The 22,087-nt window shown below is 67.5% G+C and carries 19 protein-coding genes; 15 read left to right on the top strand and 4 right to left on the bottom strand.

The annotated features are described in order from the left end of the window. Nucleotides 1–20: 20 nt before the first annotated feature. Together V7E00_RS15790 and V7E00_RS15785 are read right to left on the bottom strand one after the other, a co-directional pair. Nucleotides 21–716: a dienelactone hydrolase family protein gene (locus tag V7E00_RS15790; protein ID WP_333573565.1), complete on the bottom strand. Its 696-nt coding sequence runs from the start codon at nucleotides 714–716 to the stop codon at nucleotides 21–23. Next, complete coding sequence (locus tag V7E00_RS15785) at nucleotides 713–1,192, bottom strand: methylated-DNA--[protein]-cysteine S-methyltransferase (protein ID WP_333573564.1); 480 nt, start codon at nucleotides 1,190–1,192, stop codon at nucleotides 713–715. Before V7E00_RS15785 ends, V7E00_RS15790 begins: the two co-directional genes overlap by 4 nt. Before the next feature lie 52 nt (nucleotides 1,193–1,244). On the opposite strand from V7E00_RS15785, the gene V7E00_RS15780 reads away from it, so the two are divergent. The 13 genes from V7E00_RS15780 to V7E00_RS15720 all read left to right on the top strand — a co-directional run bounded on the left by V7E00_RS15780 (nucleotide 1,245) and on the right by V7E00_RS15720 (nucleotide 15,057). Continuing rightward, complete coding sequence (locus V7E00_RS15780) at nucleotides 1,245–1,481, top strand: DUF6489 family protein (protein ID WP_066725034.1); 237 nt, start codon at nucleotides 1,245–1,247, stop codon at nucleotides 1,479–1,481. A gap of 10 nt (nucleotides 1,482–1,491) precedes the next feature. Then, nucleotides 1,492–2,775: a tRNA uridine-5-carboxymethylaminomethyl(34) synthesis GTPase MnmE gene (gene mnmE / locus V7E00_RS15775; RefSeq protein ID WP_333573563.1), complete on the top strand. Its 1,284-nt coding sequence runs from the start codon at nucleotides 1,492–1,494 to the stop codon at nucleotides 2,773–2,775. A gap of 83 nt (nucleotides 2,776–2,858) precedes the next feature. Further along, nucleotides 2,859–4,694, top strand: a complete 1,836-nt coding sequence (mnmG, locus tag V7E00_RS15770; RefSeq protein ID WP_333573562.1) for a tRNA uridine-5-carboxymethylaminomethyl(34) synthesis enzyme MnmG — start codon at nucleotides 2,859–2,861, stop codon at nucleotides 4,692–4,694. Continuing rightward, nucleotides 4,691–5,314: a 16S rRNA (guanine(527)-N(7))-methyltransferase RsmG gene (rsmG, locus tag V7E00_RS15765; RefSeq protein WP_333573561.1), complete on the top strand. Its 624-nt coding sequence runs from the start codon at nucleotides 4,691–4,693 to the stop codon at nucleotides 5,312–5,314. Before mnmG ends, rsmG begins: the two co-directional genes overlap by 4 nt. Continuing rightward, nucleotides 5,311–6,093: a ParA family protein gene (locus V7E00_RS15760; protein WP_333573560.1), complete on the top strand. Its 783-nt coding sequence runs from the start codon at nucleotides 5,311–5,313 to the stop codon at nucleotides 6,091–6,093. The genes rsmG and V7E00_RS15760 overlap by 4 nt, the downstream gene beginning before the upstream one ends. Then, nucleotides 6,090–6,986 carry a ParB/RepB/Spo0J family partition protein gene (locus V7E00_RS15755; protein ID WP_333573559.1) on the top strand — a complete coding sequence of 299 codons (897 nt, stop codon included), beginning with the start codon at nucleotides 6,090–6,092 and terminating at the stop codon, nucleotides 6,984–6,986. Before V7E00_RS15760 ends, V7E00_RS15755 begins: the two co-directional genes overlap by 4 nt. 63 nt (nucleotides 6,987–7,049) lie before the next feature. Then, nucleotides 7,050–8,258 (top strand): FAD-binding domain-containing protein, encoded by a 1,209-nt coding sequence (locus tag V7E00_RS15750; protein WP_333573558.1) that lies wholly within the window; start codon nucleotides 7,050–7,052, stop codon nucleotides 8,256–8,258. Between the two features lie 390 nt (nucleotides 8,259–8,648). Then, complete coding sequence (gene upp, locus V7E00_RS15745) at nucleotides 8,649–9,305, top strand: uracil phosphoribosyltransferase (protein ID WP_333573557.1); 657 nt, start codon at nucleotides 8,649–8,651, stop codon at nucleotides 9,303–9,305. A gap of 107 nt (nucleotides 9,306–9,412) precedes the next feature. Further along, nucleotides 9,413–10,351: a DUF808 domain-containing protein gene (locus V7E00_RS15740; protein ID WP_333573556.1), complete on the top strand. Its 939-nt coding sequence runs from the start codon at nucleotides 9,413–9,415 to the stop codon at nucleotides 10,349–10,351. Nucleotides 10,352–10,431: 80 nt separating this feature from the next. Then, the gene (locus V7E00_RS15735; RefSeq protein ID WP_333573555.1) at nucleotides 10,432–10,932 is read left to right on the top strand and encodes a 2Fe-2S iron-sulfur cluster-binding protein; all 501 of its coding nucleotides are present in this window, start codon (nucleotides 10,432–10,434) and stop codon (nucleotides 10,930–10,932) included. After that, a complete protein-coding gene (locus V7E00_RS15730) occupies nucleotides 10,929–11,912 on the top strand; it encodes an FAD binding domain-containing protein (RefSeq protein ID WP_333573554.1) in 984 nt (327 codons plus the stop codon). Before V7E00_RS15735 ends, V7E00_RS15730 begins: the two co-directional genes overlap by 4 nt. Nucleotides 11,913–11,926: 14 nt before the next feature. Next, entirely contained in the window at nucleotides 11,927–14,116 is a 2,190-nt protein-coding gene (locus V7E00_RS15725; protein ID WP_333573881.1) for a xanthine dehydrogenase family protein molybdopterin-binding subunit, read from the top strand. Nucleotides 14,117–14,334: 218 nt separating this feature from the next. Then, a complete protein-coding gene (locus tag V7E00_RS15720) occupies nucleotides 14,335–15,057 on the top strand; it encodes a Crp/Fnr family transcriptional regulator (RefSeq protein ID WP_333573553.1) in 723 nt (240 codons plus the stop codon). Nucleotides 15,058–15,063: 6 nt separating this feature from the next. Here the strand turns inward: V7E00_RS15720 and V7E00_RS15715 are convergent, their stop codons facing one another. Continuing rightward, a complete protein-coding gene (locus V7E00_RS15715; RefSeq protein ID WP_333573552.1) occupies nucleotides 15,064–17,004 on the bottom strand; it encodes a hybrid sensor histidine kinase/response regulator in 1,941 nt (646 codons plus the stop codon). Between the two features lie 112 nt (nucleotides 17,005–17,116). Then, the gene (locus V7E00_RS15710) at nucleotides 17,117–19,519 is read right to left on the bottom strand and encodes a membrane-bound PQQ-dependent dehydrogenase, glucose/quinate/shikimate family (protein WP_333573551.1); all 2,403 of its coding nucleotides are present in this window, start codon (nucleotides 19,517–19,519) and stop codon (nucleotides 17,117–17,119) included. Between the two features lie 240 nt (nucleotides 19,520–19,759). On the opposite strand from V7E00_RS15710, the gene V7E00_RS15705 reads away from it, so the two are divergent. Both V7E00_RS15705 and V7E00_RS15700 read left to right on the top strand, forming a co-directional pair. Continuing rightward, nucleotides 19,760–20,758, top strand: coding sequence for a KpsF/GutQ family sugar-phosphate isomerase (locus tag V7E00_RS15705; protein WP_333573550.1), 999 nt, complete (start codon nucleotides 19,760–19,762; stop codon nucleotides 20,756–20,758). Then, nucleotides 20,751–22,079 (top strand): cytidylyltransferase domain-containing protein, encoded by a 1,329-nt coding sequence (locus V7E00_RS15700; protein ID WP_333573549.1) that lies wholly within the window; start codon nucleotides 20,751–20,753, stop codon nucleotides 22,077–22,079. The genes V7E00_RS15705 and V7E00_RS15700 overlap by 8 nt, the downstream gene beginning before the upstream one ends. Nucleotides 22,080–22,087: the final 8 nt, after the last annotated feature.

The raw sequence follows: 22,087 nt of genomic DNA, 5'->3' as shown, positions 1-22,087 counted from the left end.
CAGGGAGGGGGAAGCCGGCCTTAGCCCAGATGCTGGGCGAAGAAGTCGGCCGTGCGCTGGTCTGCCAGCTGCGCCGCCGCTTCCGAACGGCGCTTGCCCATCTCGGCAGCGAAGCCATGGTCTTCGCCCGGATAGTCGTACAGCGTGACCTTGGGGTGATCGTCCAGGCCCTGGTGCATCTTGGCCTGCACTTCCGGCGACACGAAATGGTCGGCCTCCGGAATGTGGAGCATCAGCGGCTTGGCGATGGCGTGCTTCTCGTCGAGCAGCCCGTCGATGCCGACAGCATAATAGCCAACGCTCGCATCGATGTCGGTCCGTGCCGCGGTCATGTACGCAAGGCGCCCGCCGAGGCAGAAACCGACCGCGCCCACCGCGCCGCCGCCCAGTTCCGCACGCACCGCCTGGATCGTCGATTCGATGTCCGCGACGCCCTGGTCCTGGTCGAACTTGCCCATCCAGTCGAGCGCCTGCTGGAACTGCTCCGGCACATCGGCATCGAGCTCGATTCCGGGCTGCAGCCGCCAGAACAGGTCGGGCGCGACCGCCAGATAGCCCTTGGCTGCCCAGCCATCGCACTTCTGCCGGATGCCCGGGTTTACGCCGAAGATTTCCTGGATCACGATGATCGCGGCACGCGGCGTGCCTTCGGGACGCGCGACATAGGCGGAGAAGCTGCCGCTCTCGTCCAGCGCGTCGATCGTCAGGGTGCTCATAGCAGATAGTCTCCGGTTAGCCGCCGCTCATGATCGAGCAGCCAGGATTTCGTCGTCGGGCCCTGCCCGGCGGAATATGCGCCCAGGCCCCCGCCCTGGTTCAGCACGCGGTGGCAGGGTATGACGAGCGGGAAGGGGTTCCGGGCACAGAGCTGGCCGATGGCACGGGCGCTGGAACCCAGCGCGCGCGAAAGATCGCCATAGCTGATCGTCTGCCCGAACGGCACCGCAATCAAGCCATCCCGAAGGATGGCGCCGCGCGGCGTGGCGGAAGGCGCGAGCGCAAGATCGAAGCTGCGCCGGTCCCCTGCAAACCATTGTTCCAACTGATCGGCGGCGGCACGCACGACCGTGCTGCTGCCGCGGCACGCCGCACCCTCCGCGCCGATGGCGATACGTTCGAGCTGCCGATCATCGCCTTCGATCCGGATCGGGCCGATGGGCGTTGCGATCAGGGCATGGTCGCGCGCATACATGCCCATGGCCTAGCAGGGGGCCGGGCATGCGCTCAAGCGCGGAAGGAAGCTCATGAAGATCAACGTCGAAGTCGAGTGCACGCCGGAAGAAGCGCGCCGCGCCATGGGCTTGCCGGACCTTACCCCGGTTCATGATCGCTATGTGCAGCTGATGGTGCAGGCGATCGAAAATCACGGCACGCCCGAAGGCTTCGAACAGATGATGCGCAGCTGGGCACCGATGGGTGAGGCGGGCATGAACTTCTGGCGCGGCTTGTTCGATGCGGCCACGAAGAAGCCGGGGAGCTGACGCGGCGCGCATGGATACGATCTTCGCGGTTTCCAGCGGTGTCCCGCCGGCGGCGATCGCCGTCCTCCGGATCAGTGGTACACAGGCATTTGGTGCAGTGCAGCAACTGGCGGGCGACCTTCCCCCGCCGCGCCGCGCTGCGCTGCGGACCTTGCGCGACGGTGCAGGCGACGCACTCGACCTGGCGCTGGTGCTGTGCTTCCCGGGCCCGCGATCGGCCACGGGCGAGGATCTGGCCGAACTCCATCTTCATGGCGGCAGGGCCGTGGTGCGGGCCGTGGAGACGGCGCTGGCAGCGCTGCCGGGGTTGCGCCCCGCCGAAGCGGGCGAGTTCACCCGTCGCGCCCTGCTCAACGGCCGCCTCGATCTCAGCGAGGCCGAGGGGCTGGGCGATCTCCTGACAGCGGAGACGGAGGGCCAGCGACGTGCGGCGATCCGCAGCGCGGGCGGCGCGGTGCGGCGCAATGCAGAGGAATGGACGGCGCGCCTGCTCGGCATCGCCGCGCGGATCGAGGCCGAACTCGATCACGGTGACGAGGACGACGTGGCCGGGACCGATCCGCTTCCGGACCTGCGGATCGCGGCCGCGGCACTCGGCCACGACATCGCAGCGGTTGCGGCGCGCCCGCCGGTGGAGCGGCTGCGGGACGGGCTGCGGGTGGTGCTGGGCGGGCCGCCCAACGCCGGCAAGTCGACGCTGTTCAATGCCCTGGGGGAGCGCGAAGCAGCGATCGTCTCGCCGATCGCCGGCACGACACGCGATCGCATCGAGGTGCCTGTGGTACGGGCAGGGCTTGCGTGGTTGCTCATCGACACGGCAGGACTTGCCGAGGAAACAGACGATCCGATCGAGGCGATCGGCGTCGCGCGGGCCCGCGATGCGCTGCTCGAGGCCGATCTGTTGCTGTGGCTCGGCGACGATCCACCGCCGCCGCATCGCTGCAGCTTGTGGGTGCATGCCCGCGCCGACGCGGAAGGGCGTCCGCCGGCCAGGGAGGGGCAGATCGCCGTATCGGTGCACGAGGGAAGCGGCCTTGCGGCGCTCTGGCATCGAATGTCGGAAGTAGCTGCGTCGCTGCTGCCGCCGCCGGATCTGGTTGCGCTGAATGCTCGGCAACGGGGCTGGTGCGTAGCAGCGGCGGATGCACTGGCGCGCGCATCGCTGCTCGGCGACGCGCTGTTGTTCGCCGAGGAGCTGCGCGCCGCCCGGCGGGCGCTGGATGCGATCACCGGGCGCGCCGGTGTCGAAGATGTGCTGGATGCATTGTTCGGAAAGTTCTGCATCGGCAAGTAAGGTGTTTCACGTGGAACACGCCGCGACACCGTTCCGCCGCACCGGCTCTGGACAAGCGCCGCGCGAAGGCGTTTAGCGGTTGCATGCAATTCGATGTGATCGTGATCGGCGGCGGCCATGCCGGCACGGAGGCGGCTGCCGCAGCCGCACGCCGTGGCGCGCGTACTGCGCTGCTCAGCTTCGATCTGACCAAGCTTGGCGCGATGTCGTGCAACCCGGCGATTGGCGGGCTGGGCAAGGGGCATCTCGTTCGGGAGATCGACGCGCTCGACGGGTTGATGGCGCGTGCTGCCGATGCGGCCGGCATCCATTATCGGATGCTCAATCGCTCGAAGGGCACGGCGGTGCAGGGGCCCCGCGTGCAAGCCGATCGCGGCCGCTACGCTGCCGCCATCCAGGCCATGCTGCACGCGCAGGACGGGTTGAGCCTCGTAGCGGGGGAAGCCGAAGCGCTGGTGCTGGAAGGCGGGCGCGTTGCCGGCGTGCAGCTTCGTGATGGCACGGTGCTCGCTGCCTCTGCCGTCGTGCTGGCGACCGGCACCTTCCTCGGTGGCCGGCTGTTCCGCGGTGAGGAGCGGTTCGAGGGCGGCCGGGTAGGGGAAGCATCTGCCCTCCGCCTCGCAGCGCAGCTTCGCGAGCTGGCGCTGCCGATGGGGCGGCTGAAGACGGGAACCCCGCCGCGCCTGGATGGACGAACGATCGACTGGGCACGGACGGAAGAGCAGCCCTCCGACGCGGAGCGCTGGACGATGTCGCCGATGGTGGCGGCGCGGCCGCTCCCCCAGTTGCACTGCGCGGTCACGCGTACGACCCAGGCGACGCATGATGCGATCCGCGGCGGCCTCGATCGGTCACCGCTGTTCAGTGGCGCGATCGAGGCGCAGGGTCCGCGCTATTGCCCGTCGATCGAGGACAAGGTGCATCGTTTCGGTGATCGCGACGGGCACCAGATCTTCCTCGAGCCCGAGGCGCTCGATCACCACTGGATCTATCCGAATGGACTGTCGACGTCGCTGCCGGTGGACGTGCAGGCGGCGATGATCGCCTCCGTCCCAGGGCTGGAGGCGGCGACCATCACCGTTCCCGGCTATGCGGTGGAATATGACTATATCGATCCGCGGGCGCTGGATGCCACGCTTGCGCTGCCGTTGATTCCGGGCCTGTTCTTCGCGGGCCAGATCAACGGAACGACAGGCTATGAGGAAGCGGGCGGGCAGGGCCTCGCCGCAGGTGTCAATGCCGCCGCGCTCGCATTGGGCATGCCGCCCTTGGTGCTGGACCGTGCCACGTCCTATCTCGGCGTGATGATCGATGACCTGGTATTGCAGGGAGTCACCGAACCCTATCGAATGTTGACCGCACGTGCGGAGTTCCGGCTGCGGCTTCGCGCGGACAATGCGGAGACGCGGCTGGGGCCGATCGCCGATGCGCTGGGCTTGCTGGGCGGGGCGCGTCGCGCTCGTCTCCAGGCGCGCGATGCGGGACGCGCACAGCTCGACACGCTTTTCGGGGTGGAGCGAACGGCACACCAGCTGAACCTGCGGGGGGCTCCGGTGGCGCAGGATGGCGCGCGCCGGCCTGCACGAGAGTGGCTGCGGTTCCCGGGCGTCGAGATCGAGCATGTGCTGGACGCGGCGCCCGAAGCCGATCCCGCCCTGCTCGCCGAATATGTGGAAGACGCGCGCTATGCGCCCTATCTGGAACGGCAGGATGCCGAGGTGGCGCAGCTTCGCGCCAATGATGCAGTGCGCCTGCATCCGGGTCTCGACTATGCGGCAATTCCGGGGCTGTCGAACGAGATGGTCGAGCGGCTGAGTGCAGCTGCACCGGAGACGCTGGGAGGAGCGGCGCGTATTCGCGGCATTACTCCGGCGGCGCTGTCGGCCATCCTCCTGCATGCACGAAAGGCAGTGGCATGACCGAAGCAGAAGCCCGCAGCTGGGTGCGCGAACGCTTCGGCGTTTCACGTGAAACACTTGTCGAAGCCTTCGGGAACATCCTGACCGCTGAGGCTGAACATCAAAACCTGATTGCGCGCTCGACGCTTGACAGCCTCTGGGCTCGGCACCTGACGGACTCCGCGCAGCTTGTCCCGTTGGCTGAACATGCCCCACCAGGCGTGTGGCTAGACGTCGGAAGCGGGGCCGGGCTGCCTGGGATCGTCATTGCCTTGCTTACGGATCGCCCGATCGTGCTGGTCGAGCCGCGTGCCAAGCGGGTCCTGTTCCTGCGGGCTGCCGCTGAACAGCTCGGCATCGCCGATCGTGTCACGGTTGTCGGCAGCAAGGTGGAATCTTTTCGGCCGGATCAGCCGGTCGCGATTGTCTCCGCGCGGGCGGTGGCGGAACTGTCGGCGCTCATGTTATCCACAGTTCACTGCACCGATTCATCCACAGTCTGGTTGCTGCCCAAGGGGCGCAGCGCGCAATCGGAGGTGGATGCCACGCGCGCGAAATGGCAAGGTCGGTTTCACGTGGAACCCAGCATCACGCAGCCGGAATCGGGCATCGTGGTCGCAACACAGATAGGCGCCAGATGATCACCATCACGATCGCCAATCAGAAGGGCGGGGTGGGCAAGACCACGACCGCCATCAATGTCGGCACCGCCCTCGCTGCGACCGGCAAGCGCGTTCTGCTGATCGATTTCGATCCCCAGGGCAATGCCTCTACCGGCCTCGGCATCGGGCGCGGTGATCGCGAGCATTCGAGCTATGATCTCCTCGTCTCGGACGCCGATCTCGAGGACGTGGCGGTGCCCACCAGTGTGCCCGGCCTTGACGTGGTGCCTGCCACGCAGGACCTCTCGGGAGCCGAGATCGAGCTGATCGAATTCGACGCCCGTACCCACCGGCTGGACGCCGCGATCAAGCGCCATCAGGGCGCGCGCTGGGATGTGGTTCTGGTCGATTGCCCGCCTTCGCTGGGGCTGCTCACCGTCAACGCGATGGTGGCGGCGCACGCGCTGCTGGTGCCGCTCCAGTGCGAGTTCTTCGCGCTCGAAGGGCTCAGCCAGCTGCTCAACACCGTCGAGCGGATTCGCACGCGGTTCAACCCGGGCCTGTCGATCCTCGGCGTTGCGCTGACCATGTACGACCGGCGCAACCGCCTTACCGATCAGGTTTCCGAGGATGTGCGGGCGGTGCTGGGGCGGGTGGTATTCGACACCGTCATTCCCCGCAATGTTCGCCTTTCGGAGGCCCCGAGCCACGGCGTGCCGGCGTTGATCTATGATCATCGCTGCGCCGGCTCCGAAGCCTATATCGCGCTCGCCCGCGAGGTGATCGATCGTCTTCCCAAGTTGCAGAAAGCCGCATGACCGAATCTCCCGCCGCCGCCCGCAAGCCTCGCCCCGGTCTCGGCCGCGGGCTTTCCGCGTTGCTCGGCGAAAGCCTTCCCGAAGAGCCGATCAAGGGCAACCCGACCAGCAGCTCCGGCGTACGGATGCTGCCGATCAGCTCGCTGGTCGCCGATCCGAACCAGCCGCGCCGCCACTTCGACGAGGAGGCGCTGGACACGCTGGCAGAATCGATCCGGACGCGCGGGCTGATCCAGCCGATCTTCGTTCGCCCGCATGGCCAGAGCTTCCAGATCGTTGCCGGCGAGCGGCGCTGGCGGGCGGCGCAGCGCGCGCGGCTGCATGAAGTGCCGGTGATCGTCCGGGAGCTGAACGACGCCGAGACGCTCGAAATTGCGCTGATCGAGAACATCCAGCGCCAGGACCTCAATGCGATCGAAGAAGCGGAAGGCTATGCCCGGCTGATCCGCGAGTTCGGCCACACCCAGGAGGCGCTGGGCAAGATCGTCCACAAGTCGCGCAGCCACATCGCCAATCTGCTGCGGTTGCTCGACCTGCCGGAGCCGGTGCGCGAAATGGTCGTCGACCGGTCGATCGAGATGGGTCATGCCCGTGCGCTGATCGGCGCGCCCGATCCCGAGAAGCTGGCGCAGGAAGTGGTGGCCAAGGGGCTTTCGGTTCGCGACACCGAGAAGCTGGCGCGCACCGCCAAGCCGGCGCCGAAGCGCAAGGCTGCGGAAGGGCGATCGGAGCCCGATCCGGACATTGCTGCGCTGGAACGGCATCTGGGCGACGTGCTTGGTCTCAACGTCCGCATCGCACAGGCGGAGAAGGGAGGGTCGCTGACCGTCCAATATTCCACGCTCGACCAGCTCGACATGGTTTGCCAGCGACTGAGCGGCGAACGCATCTGATTTGGTTGCGCTGCCCCTTGTGGCAGGATTGACCTTCGGGAGCAGCATGGCAGCAACTGATCTATGCTGCTCCCCGCGCAAGACCGAACATCGACCCTTTCCTTCGACTTCCCGCTGTCACGCAGCGCAGCCTTGGAGCGTCTTGCGGCGTTCGTGCCCAAGGCGGTCCGGGGCTATGCCGACGGCCGCAGCCATGATGCGGGGCCGGGCAGGCACCACGCGGTCTCGCGGCTTTCCGCAGCGCTGCGACGGCGGCTGATCAGCGAAGAGGAGGTCGCCCGCGCCGTAGTGGCAGCCCATGGGGCACAGGCGGCGGGGAAGTTCCTGCAGGAGCTGTTCTGGCGGACCTACTGGAAGGGATGGCTGGAGCAGCATCCCGGGGTCTGGCGCGAATGGCGACGCGCGTGCGAACGGCGCAGCGGCGAGAACATGCCTCCCGGCTATGATCTCGCTGTCACCGGTCGCACCGGGATCGATGCCTTTGATGCGTGGGTGCGGGAATTGCGGGAGACCGGGTATTTGCACAATTGGGCGCGGATGCAGTTCGCGTCGATCTGGATCTTCACTCTGGGTCTGCCATGGGAGCTGGGCGCGGCGTTCACCTTCGCCCATCTGGTAGACGCCGATCCTGCCTCGAACACGCTGTCCTGGCGATGGGTTGCGGGACTGCACACCCAAGGCAAGGCGTACCTTGCGAGCGCTGACCGCATACGCCTGCATACGGGCGGGCGCTTCGACCCGCAGGGGCTTGCCACCCAAGCGGATGTTCCACGTGAAACACCCGCAATCGAGAAGGTGGAAGTGCGTGCCCCCGACACCTTGCGGCCGGATGCACGCACGCTTCTGCTGCTCACGCCCGAAGATCTGTCACTGGAGACCGAGTCGTCCCTAGCAACGTTGGCGGTGCATCGCGTCGTCGCGTGCCGGCGCCATTGCAGCAGCGCTGCGGATATCGCTGCGGTCGCCGACGGGCTGCAACGTGCCTCGAGCCACTGGCAGGTGGCTGCAGCATGGGTCGATGATCTGGAGGCGGTAGCGGCGCTTGCAGCGTCCGAGGGATGTGCGCAGATCGCAACGGGCTATGCGCCCGTGGGCCCCGTCGCAGATGCGCTGGCGGCATATCGAGCGATCAGCAGCATCCCGATTGCGGAACACCGTCGGGGCTGGGATGGCCGCGCGTGGCCATATAGCGGCAGAGGGTATTTTGCGTTCGCGCGGCACATTCCGGACCTGCTCGCCGCAGCCGGCATCACGGATCCGAGCGCCGGCTGAGTTTTGCTGGATCATGGTAAAGAATTGGTGAACTCTCGCTCGCGCACTGCGTTTTGGCAGCTGGCGGGAAGGGTACCGATGATCGAGCAGCTGCAAAGCGACAAATGGCGCGGCCATGGCGTGGATGCCGTTCGACCGACCTGGCATGACGCGGCGCGCGATGCCATCCGGTCTCGGCTCACCTTGCCCGCACCGCGGCCCCATGGTTGGCTGGTTCGGGCGAGGCTTATGCTGAGGCGCTCCGGCAGTGCGGTCCGCAAAGGATGTCGTCTCCCTTAGATAATCCTGCACGAGCAAGGGCACGGGCAGTCGCAGGCCGTTGAAGCCCGCGCCCTGGGGAGCATCGGTGGCGTCTTGCATCGCGTCGACGCATCGCGCACCACCGCGGCCATGGCCGAACCCGAGAACCCGATCGAGGGGCTGACGATCGTCGCCCATCCGCTGGTCCAGCATCGCCTTACCCGGCTGCGCGACCGGCGCACCCCGCCCGAGCGGTTTCGCAGTGAGCTCCGCGCGGTCGCAACCCTGCTCGGCGCCGCGGCACTGGCGAACCTCCCGCTTGCACTAATCTCGATAGAGACGCCCGTCGCGCCGATGGATGCGCCAGCGCTCGCAGGTACCCCCCCGGTGCTCGTGCCGGTGCTCCGCGCCGGGCTCGCCATGGCGGAAGGGCTGCTGGACCTGCTACCTGAAGCTGCCGTGGCGCATCTCGGTCTGTATCGCGATCCGGTGACGCTGGCGGCCATCGAATATTATTTCAAGGCGCCGGCGGATATTGCCAGTCGGCCGGTCGTGATGGTCGATCCAATGCTGGCGACCGGCAACAGCGCCGTCGCTGCGCTGGACCGGCTGAAGGCAGCCGGTGCGCGCGATCTGCGGTTCGTCTGCCTGCTGGCGGCACTGCCCGGCGTCCTGGCAGTCCGCGAGGCCCACCCCGACGTGCCGATCTGGACCGCCGGGCTGGACGCGACGCTGAACGCGCAAAGCTATATCGTGCCCGGCCTCGGGGACGCCGGTGACCGCGCTTTCGGCACGGAGCATGGCTGACCGCGCCGCAGCGGCACGCCCATCTTGCCAAGGGCGCGGAGCCTAATGGGCGAGCGTGCATTTCCGCTTCATCTCGGCTAGCGCGAACGCAACATGAGGGGGAATTGATGGCGGGTGGCCTGGTCGCATTGCTGGACGATATCGCAGCGCTGGCGAAGCTGGCGGCAGCGTCGCTGGACGACGTGGCGGGAGCTGCCGGCAAGGCGGGCGCAAAGGCTGCCGGCGTTGTCATCGACGATACCGCCGTTACACCGCGTTACGTGGTCGGGCTGACGCCGGATCGGGAACTGCCGATCATCGGCAAGATCGCGCTTGGTTCGATTGCCAACAAGCTGCTGGTGATCCTGCCCCTCGCGTTGCTGCTCAGCGCCTTTGCACCCTGGGCGCTAACGCCGATCCTCATGCTGGGCGGTACCTATCTTTCGTTCGAAGCGGCCGAGAAAATTCTCGAGGCGCTGCTCGGGGAGCATGGCAGCGAGGAGGTCGCCGCCATCACCGATCCCAAGGCGCTGGAGAAGCGGCAGGTAGTTGGCGCGATCCGCACCGATCTGATCCTGTCCGCCGAAATCATGGTCATCGCGCTGGCCCAATTGCCGCCCGAGATGTCGTTCCTGACGCGCGCAGGCGCGCTGGTGCTGGTGGCATTCGCCATCACCATCGGCGTCTACGGCGTCGTCGCGCTGATCGTGAAGATGGACGATATCGGCCTGCACCTCAGCCGGGGCGGCGGCAAGGGCGCGGTCGCGGTGTTCGGGCGCGGCCTGGTCCAGGCGATGCCGATGCTGCTTACTGCCCTGTCCCATATCGGCGTCGGCGCGATGGCCTGGGTGGGCGGCGGCATCCTGCTGCATGGCCTCGAGGAATTCGGCATCAGCGCGGTGCCCCATGCGCTGCATCATTGGTCCGAGGTGGCAGGGCAGGGGCTCGGCGCGTTCGGCGGAATCGTCAGCTGGCTCGTCTACGCGCTGGGTTCTGCGGTGGCCGGGCTGCTGGTGGGGGGTGTCGTCGCCGGCCTCCTGCACCTGCTTCCGCGCAAGGCCCACTGAGCCGCGCACCGCAATCCTAACCTGGATCGGGACCGATCCAGGTCCCCACGCGTTCGCCCCCCTGACCAGGGAGGCCGCGCATGCCCATCACCATCAACGGCGCCGAACACGATCTCGACGTCGATCCCCGTACCAGTCTGCTCGATTTTCTCCGCCGCGATTGCGGGCTTACCGGCACCAAGAAGGGGTGCGATCACGGCCAGTGCGGCGCGTGTACGGTTCTTCTCAATGGCCAGCGGATCAATAGCTGCCTGACGCTCGCCGTGATGCACGACGGAGACAGCGTGACCACGATCGAAGGACTCGGCACGCCCGATGCGCCGCATCCGCTGCAAGCTGCCTTCGTCCGCCACGACGGCTATCAGTGCGGCTATTGCACGCCCGGCCAGATCTGCTCGGCCAAGGCGATGCTCGATGAGATCGCGGCAGGCTGGACCAGCTTCGTCAGCGATGATGTCGCGGGCACGCCGAAGCTCAGCGAAGAAGAGATCCGCGAGCGGATGAGCGGCAATGTCTGCCGCTGCGGCGCCTATTCCAACATCGTGGCGGCGATTTCGGAAGTAGCGGAGGCGCAGGCATGAAGCCGTTCGACTATCAGCGCGCCCATGGCCTTGGCGATGCCGGCCAGCTCCTCGTTGCAGAGGGCGCCAAGCCGATCGCGGGCGGCACCAACCTGCTCGACCTGATGAAGCTGGAGGTGGAGACGCCGAGCGCCCTGGTCGACGTGAACCGTCTGCCGCTGGGCGGTATCGTGCCGCACGGCGAGGGGCTGCACATCGGTGCGCTCGTCTCGAACAGCGCCTGCGCCGCCGATCCGCGCATCCGCGCCGACTATCCGGTGCTGGCGCGCGCAATCCTGGCGGGCGCTACCTTCCAGCTGCGCAACAAGGCGACCACGGGCGGCAATCTCTGCCAGCGGACGCGCTGCTATTATTTCTATGACCTCTCCCAGGCGTGCAACAAGCGCGATCCCGGCACCGGCTGCGCGGCGATCGGCGGGTTCAACCGCATCCACGCGATCCTCGGCGCAAGCGATGCCTGCATCGCGACCTATCCCGGCGACATGGCGGTAGCCCTGTCGGCGCTGGGCGCAACCGTGGAGATCCATGACGCGAAGGGCGACAAGCGGATGGTGCCGGTGCGCGATTTCCACCGCCTGCCCGGCGACACGCCCGAGCGGGACAACGTGCTGATGCCCGGCGACGTGATCACCGGCGTGGTGTTGCCTGCGCCAGCGGGTGGCACCCAGCTCTACCGCAAGGTGCGCGACCGCGCCTCCTACGCTTTCGCGCTCGTCTCGGTGGCGGCGGTGGTTCATGTCGAAGGCGGCGTGATCGCCAAGGCGCGTCTCGCGTTCGGCGGGCTGGCGCACAAGCCCTGGCATGACTCCCGCGTCGAGCAGCTGCTCGAAGGCCAGGCGCCCTCCGACGCGCTGTTCGACGAGGCCGCCGCGTTGCTGCTCGACGAAGCGCGCGGGCAGGGCAGCAACGATTTCAAGATTCCGCTCACCCGCCGCACGCTGAAGGCGGTGCTGCGCGAAGCTACGGGAGCAACGCTGTGACTCGCCTGTACACGATGGACAAGCCGGACGAACGGAACCGGCTCGACGCGATGGCGCAGGGCATCATCGGGCGCCCGCTGGACCGTCCGGACGGCAGCGCCAAGACCAGCGGCGTCGCGCCCTATGCGGCCGAATACAAGATCGCCGACTGCGCCGAGGGCGTGCTGGTCCTCGCGACGATCAGTCGCGGCGAGGTCGTCGAGATCGAATCCGAGCCCGTGCTCGCCATGCCGGGCGTACTGGCGGTGATCGCCGATCCCCGGATGATCACCCGATCGGCGCAGGGCGGGGCGGGCAAGTCGCCGGTTCGCGAAATCCAGAAGGTGGACTATTACGGTCAGCCGGTCGCGCTCGTGGTCGCCGAGACGTTCGAGCAGGCGCGGGATGCGGCCACCCGGCTGCGCGTCGCCTATCGCAGCGACGATCCTGCGAAGGTGCCGCTCGAACAGGACGACAGCCATGCCAGCCATGAGGTCTATGGCGAACCGGTGCAGCAGGGCAATCTCCACGCTGCCATGCGCGATGCCGCGCATGCGGTCGACGTCACCTATACCACCGAAGGCCATGCCAGCGCCGCGATGGAGCCGCATGCCAGCATCGCCCAATGGGACGGCAACACGCTCACCGCCTATTCGAGCCTTCAGATGCTCAAATACAACCAGAAGGAGCTGGCCGACGCACTGGGGATCAAGCCCGAGCAGGTACGGCTGATCTCGCCCTATGTGGGCGGCGGCTTCGGCTCGAAGCTCGGCATCAGCGCGGAGCTGGTCGCGGCGGCGGTCGCGGCGATCGAGCTGGGTCGCTCGGTGCGGGTGGTGATGAGCCGCCAGCAGGTGTTCCAGTGCGTCATGCGCCGATCGGAGACGCGCCAGCGCATCCGCCTCGCCGCCGATGCCGAGGGGCGGCTGAACGGCTTCGGCCATGAGGCATGGGTCTCGAACCTGCCGGGGGAGAAGTTCGCCGAGCCGGTCACCCAGGCCAGCGAGTTCCTCTATCGCGGTGAGCACCGCACGCTGCGGATCGACCTGGCGCGCATCCACCGCATGACTGCCGGCTCGGTGCGCGCGCCGGGTGAAGCAGTGGGCATGCAGTGCCTCGAAGCGGCGATGGACGAGCTGGCGCTGGCCAGCGGCATCGATCCGGTCGAGCTGCGCCTGCGCAACATCCCCGAGCAGCACCCGAGCGAAGGACTGCCCTATAGCTCGCGACGGTTCGCGGAGAGCCTCAAGATCGGTGCCGAGCGCTTCGGCTGGGACGGCAGCGACCGCCGCCCGCTCCAACGCCGCGAAGGCGAATGGTGGATCGGCACCGGCATGGCGACGGCGTGCCGAGTCCACAATCTCAACGAGGCGCAGGCGAAGGTGACGCTATCGGCCGACGGCACCGCGGTGGTCGAAAGCGACATGACCGATATCGGTACCGGCACCTACACGGTGCTCGGCCAGATTGCGGGCGAGATGCTCGGCCTGCCGCCGGAGAAGGTACTGGTGCAGCTCGGCGACACGCGCTTCCCACCGGGGGCGGGTTCAGGCGGCAGCTGGGGTGCGGCCTCGACCGGTTCTGCGGTATTCGCCGCGTGCGAGGCGATCCGGGAACAGCTCGCACAGCAACTCGGCGTTAAGGAGGCGGATCTCACGCTGAAGGACGGGGAGGCGATTGCCGGCAACCGCCGCATTCCCTTCACCGAGCTGCTGAAGGCTGACCTGAGCGAAACCGGCCATTTCAAAAATGGTGGAATCGACGAGAAATTCGCCATCGCGATGTACGGCGCCTTCTTCGTCGAGGTAGGCGTGAATGCCTATACCGGCGAGACGCGGGTGCGGCGGATGACCGGCGCCTTCGGCCTGGGCCGTGCGCTCAACGAAAAGACGGCGACCTCGCAGTGCCTGGGCGGCATGGTGTGGGGCATCGGCAGCGCGCTGACCGAGGAGCTGGTATTCGACGCGCGTGACGGCCATCTCGTGAATCACGACCTCGCCGAATATCATGTCCCTGTGAACGCGGATGTGCCGGCGCTCGACGTGGTGCTGGTCGACGAACGCGATCCCGCGGGAAGTCCGCTCCAGGCCAAGGGCGTGGGCGAACTCGGCATTTGCGGCGCGGCAGGCGCGATCGCCAACGCGATCCACCACGCTTGCGGCGTGCGTGTTCGCAGCTTTCCGATCACCCCCGACAAGCTGCTGGCCGAACTTCCGGACCCATGATTCGATGGTTCGACTTTGCGCTGTGAAAAGCCAAAACTTATAACAGGTTAAGTCGAATTTTCGCTATGGGTGTGATTGCTCGCAGGATCTTGGCCGGCTAGGCATCGTTTCGGGGGCGTGCGGGACGATGATCTGCAGAGACCGCCGCTCCGTTCGCCCGTCATTCGCCGGCGGGACACATCCAGTAAGGGGGATCATCTGGAGTGCCGAACTACCCGTTGACGCGGTTTCACGAGCAGGCGTCGCTCAGCGACGAAGAAGTCGAAGTACTGCGCGGCCTGGGGGAGGCCGATTTCGTCTGTCGCCGCAACGCGACGATCCGCCGCGAGCGGGAGCCGGTCGACGGCATCTATCTGCTGCTCGAAGGTTGGGCCACCTCGGCAATCCGGTTGCCGGCCGGGCAGCGTCAGATCGTCAAGGTTCACATTGCCGGGGACATGATGGGCACGCCCAGCATGGTGCTCGATACTGCCGCGGATACGCTGACGGCGGTGACGGAATGCCGGGTGTCGAAGGTGCCGCTATCCCGCATGCGCGAGGTGCTGATCGCCCATCCTCGCATCGGGCCGCTGTTCTTCATGACGGTGCAGATCGAGCGGCTGGCGCTGATGGATATCGTTGCGGCCATGGGCAAATCCTCTGCCCGCGAGCGGCTGGTGCGGCTGCTTCTCGATCTTCACGACCGGCTTGCCAGGATCGGCGCCGTCGAGGACGGCCGGTTCGACCTGCCGCTGACGCAGGAACTGCTGGGCGATGTGCTGGGGCTCACCGCGGTCCACGTCAATCGCACTATGCGCCTGCTCGAGCGGGAGGGACTGATCGCCCGCCAGGGCCAGCGCATCGCGCTGGCCGACATCGAGATGCTGCGCAAGATCTCGCCCTTGCCGCCTCGCCGCATCCGTTTCGATCCCGCGTGGTTGCCCGCTCCCGGCGAGATGTAACGCCGTTCAGGCGAGCAGTGCGTCGACGGCGTCCAGCAGCTCGCGTTCGCGAAACGGCTTGCGCAGCTGGGGCACGTCGCCCGGCAGGTCCTCCGCCGCGTCGGTATACCCGGTTAGCAGCAGGAAGGGCTGGGGAAGGCCGGCGTCGCGGGCGCGGGTGATGAATTCGCCGCCGGTGCCGCCGGGCATCATGTAATCGGTGATCACCAGCGCGGTGGCCGGTGCCCCGTGGAGCGCCGCCATGCCCTGGCTCAGCGATTCCGCTTCGGCGACCAGATGGCCGTGCGCGCGCAGCACTTCGGCGGCGGCCTCGCGAACCGCGGGATCGTCGTCGACCAGCAGGATCTCGGCGGTGCGCGTCGGGCGGTCCCGCGCCTGGTCGTGCGTCGGGGCTGGCGCCTCGGTCGTCGGCAGGATCAGGGTGGCGCTGGTGCCCTGGCCCGGCGCGCTTTCCAGCATCAGCCGCCCGGCCGACTGTTCGGCGAAGCCGTGGACCATCGACAGGCCGAGCCCGGTGCCGCGATCCCCTGCCTTGGTGGTGAAGAACGGCTCCATCGCCCGCCGCAGCGTGGCGGCATCCATGCCGCAGCCGTCATCGTGCACGGCAAGCGCAAGATACTCGCCGCGCGGCAGTCCGCGGATGTCCTCGCGACGCGGCGGCCGAACGTCGACGATGATGGCGCCGCTGATCCGGCTGCCAGTCTTGATCGCATCGCGCGCATTGATCACGAGATTGAGCACCGCCAGTTCCAGCTGGTTGCGGTCGGCGCGGACGGCAGGAAGGTCTGGCGTGGTCTGGATCGTGCACTGGATCGTCGGGCCTACCGAACGCTGGAGCAGCTCCTGCAGGTCGGCCAGCATCGCAGGAACGTCGATCGCCTCAGGAGTCAGCGCCTGGCGCTTGGCATAGGCGAGCAACCGCGCGACCAGGCTGCGGGCGCGCTCTGCGCTGCTCGTCGCGCTGTCGATGTAGCGAAGCGCCTTGGGATCTTCGCCAATTCGGCCGCGCAGCAGATCGAGGCCGCCCAGGATCGGCGTCAGCAGATTGTTGAGGTCGTGGGCGACGCCGCCGGTCAGCCGGCCGAGCGCCTCCAGCCGCTGGGCCTGCACGGTGGCCGCCTGGCGTTGTCGAAAGCGGCGCAGTTCCAGCGACAGTGCGAAACCCAGCGCGGCGAACAACGCGAGCGCCATGACCCCGCCGCCGATCAGCACGAACCGGGTCTGCCGCGTAAGTGCGGCGAAGCTGCCGCGCGGTACTGCGACTTCGACATGCCAGCCCGCCTCCGGCACGGCGGTCACCACCGATTGTACGGCATCGCCTTCGGCAGCGCCGGATTGCGCGATCACCGCGCCGCGCTTGTCGAACAGGCGCAGCCGCCAATCGGCCGGAACCTCTTCGGCGAACAGCAGATGCTGCATCGCCTGCACGGGGATCACCGCGGAAACCACATAGGGTACGGCACCGCGCTGCAAAACGGGCGCCCGTACAGCAAAGGCGACGACCTCACCGGGACCGCGGACGACATGGCCCACCTGCGCTTCACGCGTTCGCACGGCGCGGGCGAGACTGACCGGATCGACCACTTTCCCGAGGCTTCCGCCAATGGGCTGCGGCAGATCAAGCACGCGATTGCCTTCGGAGTCCGCGATGCTGAGGGTTGCCCAGTCCCGATGATCCTCCATCAGGCGCAGACCGAGCCGGGTGAAGCGCGCGCGGTCGATGCCCGCGTCCAAGGAGGGCGAGCGGCTGATCATCTTCACCGCATCGACCGTTGCGGCGATCTCGCGGCCGACCAGGCGCGCCGTGGATCGGCTCGCCAGTGCCGCCTGCCGGTCCAGCGCAGCCCGCTGCTCGCGCAGGGTGACCGCACCATAGGCCGAGCCCAGCACGACGATCGGCAGCAGACCGGTCAGACCCATGAGGATCAGCGAACGTCGCAAGATCACCTGCCCCCGTTTTGCGGGCCAATGAGGCCCGTTGCGAAGGAGGCATCTATTTCATGGGGAAAGTCAAACCCATATCCTGAATCAGTATCCAGTTCGCAGTGATCGCTGCGGCTTACCGGCTTCCCTGCGGCAGGGCGTAGGCGACAATCGAATCACCTCGCTTCGTGCCTAGCGAGCCATGGCCGCCCGCGGCGATCACTACGAATTGCCGGCCGCTCTTCGCAGACCAGTAGCTCATCGGCGTCGCCTGGCCGCCGGCGGGGAGGCGACCGCGCCACAGCACCTTGCCGGTCGTGACGTCATAGGCGCGCAGATAATAGTCGAGCGCCGATCCCATGAATGCCACGCCACCCGCCGTGAGCATCGGCCCGCCGAGCGAGGGAACGCCCAGCTTGAACGGCAGCGGTACCGGCGTCTGGTCGCGCGAGGTGCCGTTGCGGTGCTGCCAGACGGTCTTGCCGCTCACCAGATCAATACCCGCGACATACCCCCAGGGCGGCGCCTGGCAGGGCAGGCCCAGCGCAGAGAGAAACGGATTGAGCGCGACTGCGAACGGGGCGCCGGTGTTCGGGTTGAAGCCCTTGATGTCCGATCCGTGGAAGTCCGATCCGCCCGCAGGACCGCGCAGCTTGGGATCGGCGGCGTCGGATTCTTTGCGCGGCACCAGCCGATCGACAAAGGCCATGTAGTTCGGGTGCGCGAAGGCGACCATGCGAACCGGGTCGATCGCCATGCCGCCCCAGTCCATCACCCCGAAATTGCCCGGGAAGACGAGCGTGCCCTGTTGCGAGGGCGGGGTGAACGGCCCCTCGTAGCGCAGCCGCTTGAACTTGATGCGGCAGGCGAGCTGGTCGAACATCGTCGCGCCCCACATGTCTGCATCGGTCACGCGCTTCTTCGACATCAGGCTCAACGCGGATTCCGGCTGGGTGGGCGAGGTGCGGTCGCCCGGCGCCGCACCCTGCGGCACCGGGATTTCGCGGACCGGAACCACGGGCTGGCCGGTCCGCCGGTCGAGGACGAACAGGTTGCCTGTCTTCGTCGACTGGATCAGCGCCGGCACACGGCCGCGGCCCGGCAGGTTCAGGTCGACCAGCGCAGGCTGGGCGGGAACGTCCATGTCCCACAGGTCGTGATGGACGGTCTGGAAGGTCCAGCGGACCTTGCCCGTCGCGGCCTCCAGCGCGATCACCGAGGTGGCGAAGCGCTCGGTCTCCGGCGTCCGGCGGCCGCCCCATTGGTCGATCGCGGCCATGCCGGTGGGAATGTAGACGAGGCCGAGATCGGCGTCGGCGGCGGCAATCGTCCAGCTGTTCGGGCTGGACGGCGTGTAGCGGCCGGTGCCGGGCGCCTTGGGACTGGTGTCGTTCGGATTGGCAGGATCGAAGGCCCAGACGGCGCGGCCGGTGTTCACGTCATAGCCGCGCACCACGCCCGAAGGCATGAAGGTCGTCTTGTTGTCGTAGACAGCGCCGCCGAACACTGCGAGGTTGCCGATGATCACGGGGGGCGAGGTGATCTGCCACCAGCCGCGCTTCTGGCCCGGCAGACCCGGCCAGACATCGACCTGGCCGTTATTGCCGAATCCGGGGCAGGGGCGTCCGCTGGCGGCGTCCAGCGCGATCAGCCGTGCGTCGTTCGTGCCCATGATGATGCGGTTGGCGCAAACGCCGCCGGTGCCCGGTGCTGCGCCGGTGCTGTGGTAGGAGACGCCGCGGCAGGTGAGATGCTGCATCTCCTGCGAGGCGCGGATCTGCGGATCGTATCGCCAGACCTGCTTGCCGGTCTCCGCATCGAGCGCAAAGACGATGTTGTGCGGCGAACACAGGTAGACGAGGCCGCCGACCTTGATCGGCGTCACCTCATAGGTGAACTCGTCGGGGTCGGCGCCGGTCTTGAGGTCGCCGGTGTGGAATTCCCATGCCTTTTCCAGTTTGGCGACATTGGCAGGGGTGATCTGGTCGATTGGCGACCAGCGGTCGCCGCGCCACGAGCGGCCATAGGCGTTCCAGTCTTCCTTCGGGGTGCCGCCCAGCACGCTCGAAGGCGCAATGCGGCGTGCGCCAGGCAGGCTGCCTTGCAGGTCGTGCGGGTTGGTGAAGGCGGTGGCGAGCAGCACCAGCGCGGCAAGGCCGAGGCTGCCGACCAGCGGCCAGGCGGGCCCCGGCCAGCGCCGCGATCCCAGCCGCCGCGTGACCCAGGGCAGCGCCAGCACGATGCCCAGCGGCACCAGCACGTCGCCGCGGGGAGCCAGCGCCCAGAAGTCCCACCCGGCCTCGCTGACTGCCCACAGCATCGTCACGACCAGCAGCACGGCATAAAGCATCAGCGCCGCAGGCTTGCGGCGGTAGAGCAGCCATGCAGTGGCGAGAAGCGCTACGCCAGCGGGAAGATAGAAGAGCGAACCGCCGAGCAGGGCGAGCCAGAGCCCGCCGCCACCGATCCCCAGGCCCACCAGTGCAAGGATGAGGGCGAGCACGAAGAGCACGCGCGAGGAACGTTGCTGGTCGGCCATGGAGACGCTCCGATTCAGATCGCTGGGAGATGCCCGCCCAACTGGTGCGTCGCCCGCCGGTTCCGGCGAGCGGCCGCGCTAGGCAAGATTTTCCTACCACGGAGGCCGTCCAAGCACCGCTGTTCCTATAAGAGACACACAGGGGCCGTTGCGCCCCCATATCGTAACGGAGCAGGCATTGCGGGGAGTCTCCCATCCTCGACGCGGTATACAGCCGGTGGTCCGTCGTGGAGACGGGAGGTGAGGCATGCGGCCATCGCCAGGGTTGCGGAGTCGATGCCCGGCCACGCGCTCGCCTGGGCGGCCGAGGTGATCGCCGCCGAGCGCCGTGCGCTCCAGGCGTTCGAGGCGGTGCTGCCGCCTTCGCTGGCCGACGCTGTCGCGGTGATCGCAGGGCAGTCGAGTCCGCTCACCTGTCTCGGCATGGGCAAGTCCGGGTTGATCGCCGCAAAGGTGGCGGCGACCTTCTCCAGCCTCGGTACGCCCGCCTTCGTGCTCAATGCAGCGGAAGCGGCGCATGGCGATCTCGGCGCGGTGCAGGACGGCAATGTCGTGCTGCTCTTCTCCAACAGCGGCACTACCGACGAGATTCTGCGCATCCTGCCCGTGCTGAAGAGCCGTGCCTGTGTGCTGATCGGCGTCGTCGGCCGTCCGGATTCGCCCCTCGGGCGCGCGGTCGATATCCTCATCCCCGCCTGCACTGCCGGTGAGGCCGATCACATCGGCATGGCACCGACATCGAGCACCACGCTACAGCTGGCCATCGGTGATGCGCTGGCGGTGGCGGTCAGCCGGACGCGCGGCTTCACCCGCGCAGATTTCCTGCGCCACCATCCCGCGGGGCTGCTCGGCCGCCAGTCGCTCGCGATCCGTACGCTGATGCGCACGGGGGAGGAGCTGCCCATGGTGGACCCCGACGCGCCGGTCGCCGACCTGCTCGCCGTGATGTCTGGGGGACGGATGGGCGCTGCGTGCGTCGTCGGCGCATGCGGAAGGCTTCTCGGCTTGGTCGTCGACGGCGATGTCCGCCGCCACTTCCAGTCGCGCCGCGACGTCTACGATACGCCCGCTGCCGCGCTGATGCAGCCCCATCCGCAGGTGATCGACGTCACTGCGACCCTGGGCGATGCGCTGCTGCTCCTGCGCGAGCATCAAGGCGGCCTACTGGTTCTGCCTGTGATCGACGGGGAGGGGCGTCTGCATGGCATGTTGCATGCCAAGGATATGATGAATGGCTAAACCCCTGAAGATCGTCGCCTTCATTCCCGCCAAGGGGAACAGCGAACGCGTGTCGGACAAGAACACGCGCGTTTTGGACGGCGAGCACCTGTTCAAGCGCAAGCTGCTCCAGGCGCTCGACTGCCCGGCGATTACCGAAGTCTGCCTCGATACCGAGAGCAAGGCGATGGCCGACCTGGCGAGCGATCTGCCCGTCACCTGGCTGCAGCGCCCGGTGGAGCTGGCAAGCAATGCCACCGATGGCCATGGCATGTTCGCCTGGGAGTGCGCACAGCGCCCGGACGCCGACATCTGGGTCCAACTGCTCTGCACCGCGCCCTTCGTCACCGCAGACACGATCAGCCGCGCCATCGAGCGGCTGCTGGCCGAGCCGGAGGCGGACAGTCTGGTCGCCGTCACCCGCGCCAAGCAATATTGCTGGAACGGGCAGGGCCCGCTCTATGGCACCGGCCGCATTCCGAACAGCGTCGAGCTGCCGGAGACGATCGTCGAGGCCATGAGTCTCTACATCGTCCGCCGCACCGGGGAGGGAGCGGCCACGCGCCGGTTCGGCACCCGGCCTATCCTGTTCGACCTGGATCCGATCGAGCAGATCGACATCAACCATCATCACGATCTCGTGATTGCCGAGACGGTCGCCGCCGGCTTCCGCCAGGCGGAGGTGACGCGCTTCCGCGCGATGCTGCCGCATCTCTCCTCGCCGGTACTGTCGGACATCCTCAAGGAACGCGGCCACCGCGTGGTGCTGCCCAAGGCGCTGCGTCCGACCAGTGGCGGCAAGTTCCTCGGCCGCGCCAAGACGATCGAGCTGGCGGCGCTGGCCGAGCGCCCCGATCGCTCGCCTGACGGGCCCTGGCACGGCATCTATGGCGCGCTGCAATCCTATCGCTTCGTCCGCCCGGGCGACGTGATCATGGTGGCGACCGACGTGCCCGAATGTGCGTATTTCGGCGATCTCAACGCCAATCTCGCGATCCGTTCGGGTGCGGTCGGCGCAGTGATCGACGGCGCCACCCGCGATACTGCCGATGTCCGTGCGCTGGGCCTGCCGGTCTATGCGCGCAGCCAGACCTGCGACGACATCAAATATGAAGGTACCCTCAAGGCAATGAACCGTCCGATCACCATGGGGGAGGTGACGATCGCCAACGGCGATGTGGTATTTGCGGACGCGGATGGGATAGTGGCAGTGCCCCGGGCGATGTGGGCCGAGATCGAGGAAGCCGCGTGGAACGTGCTTTCGAACGAAGCACGCATCCGCATGGCCGCGGCGCGGGGTCGCGACGTGGAGGCGATCCTCGCCGAGTGCGGCGCATTTTGAAGGATTAG

The organism is Sphingomonas sp., from assembly GCF_036731925.1.
Classification (GTDB): Bacteria; Pseudomonadota; Alphaproteobacteria; order Sphingomonadales; family Sphingomonadaceae; genus Sphingomonas.
The sequence above is the reverse complement of the archived record's forward strand: the minus strand, read 5'-3'. Positions and strand labels throughout refer to the sequence as shown.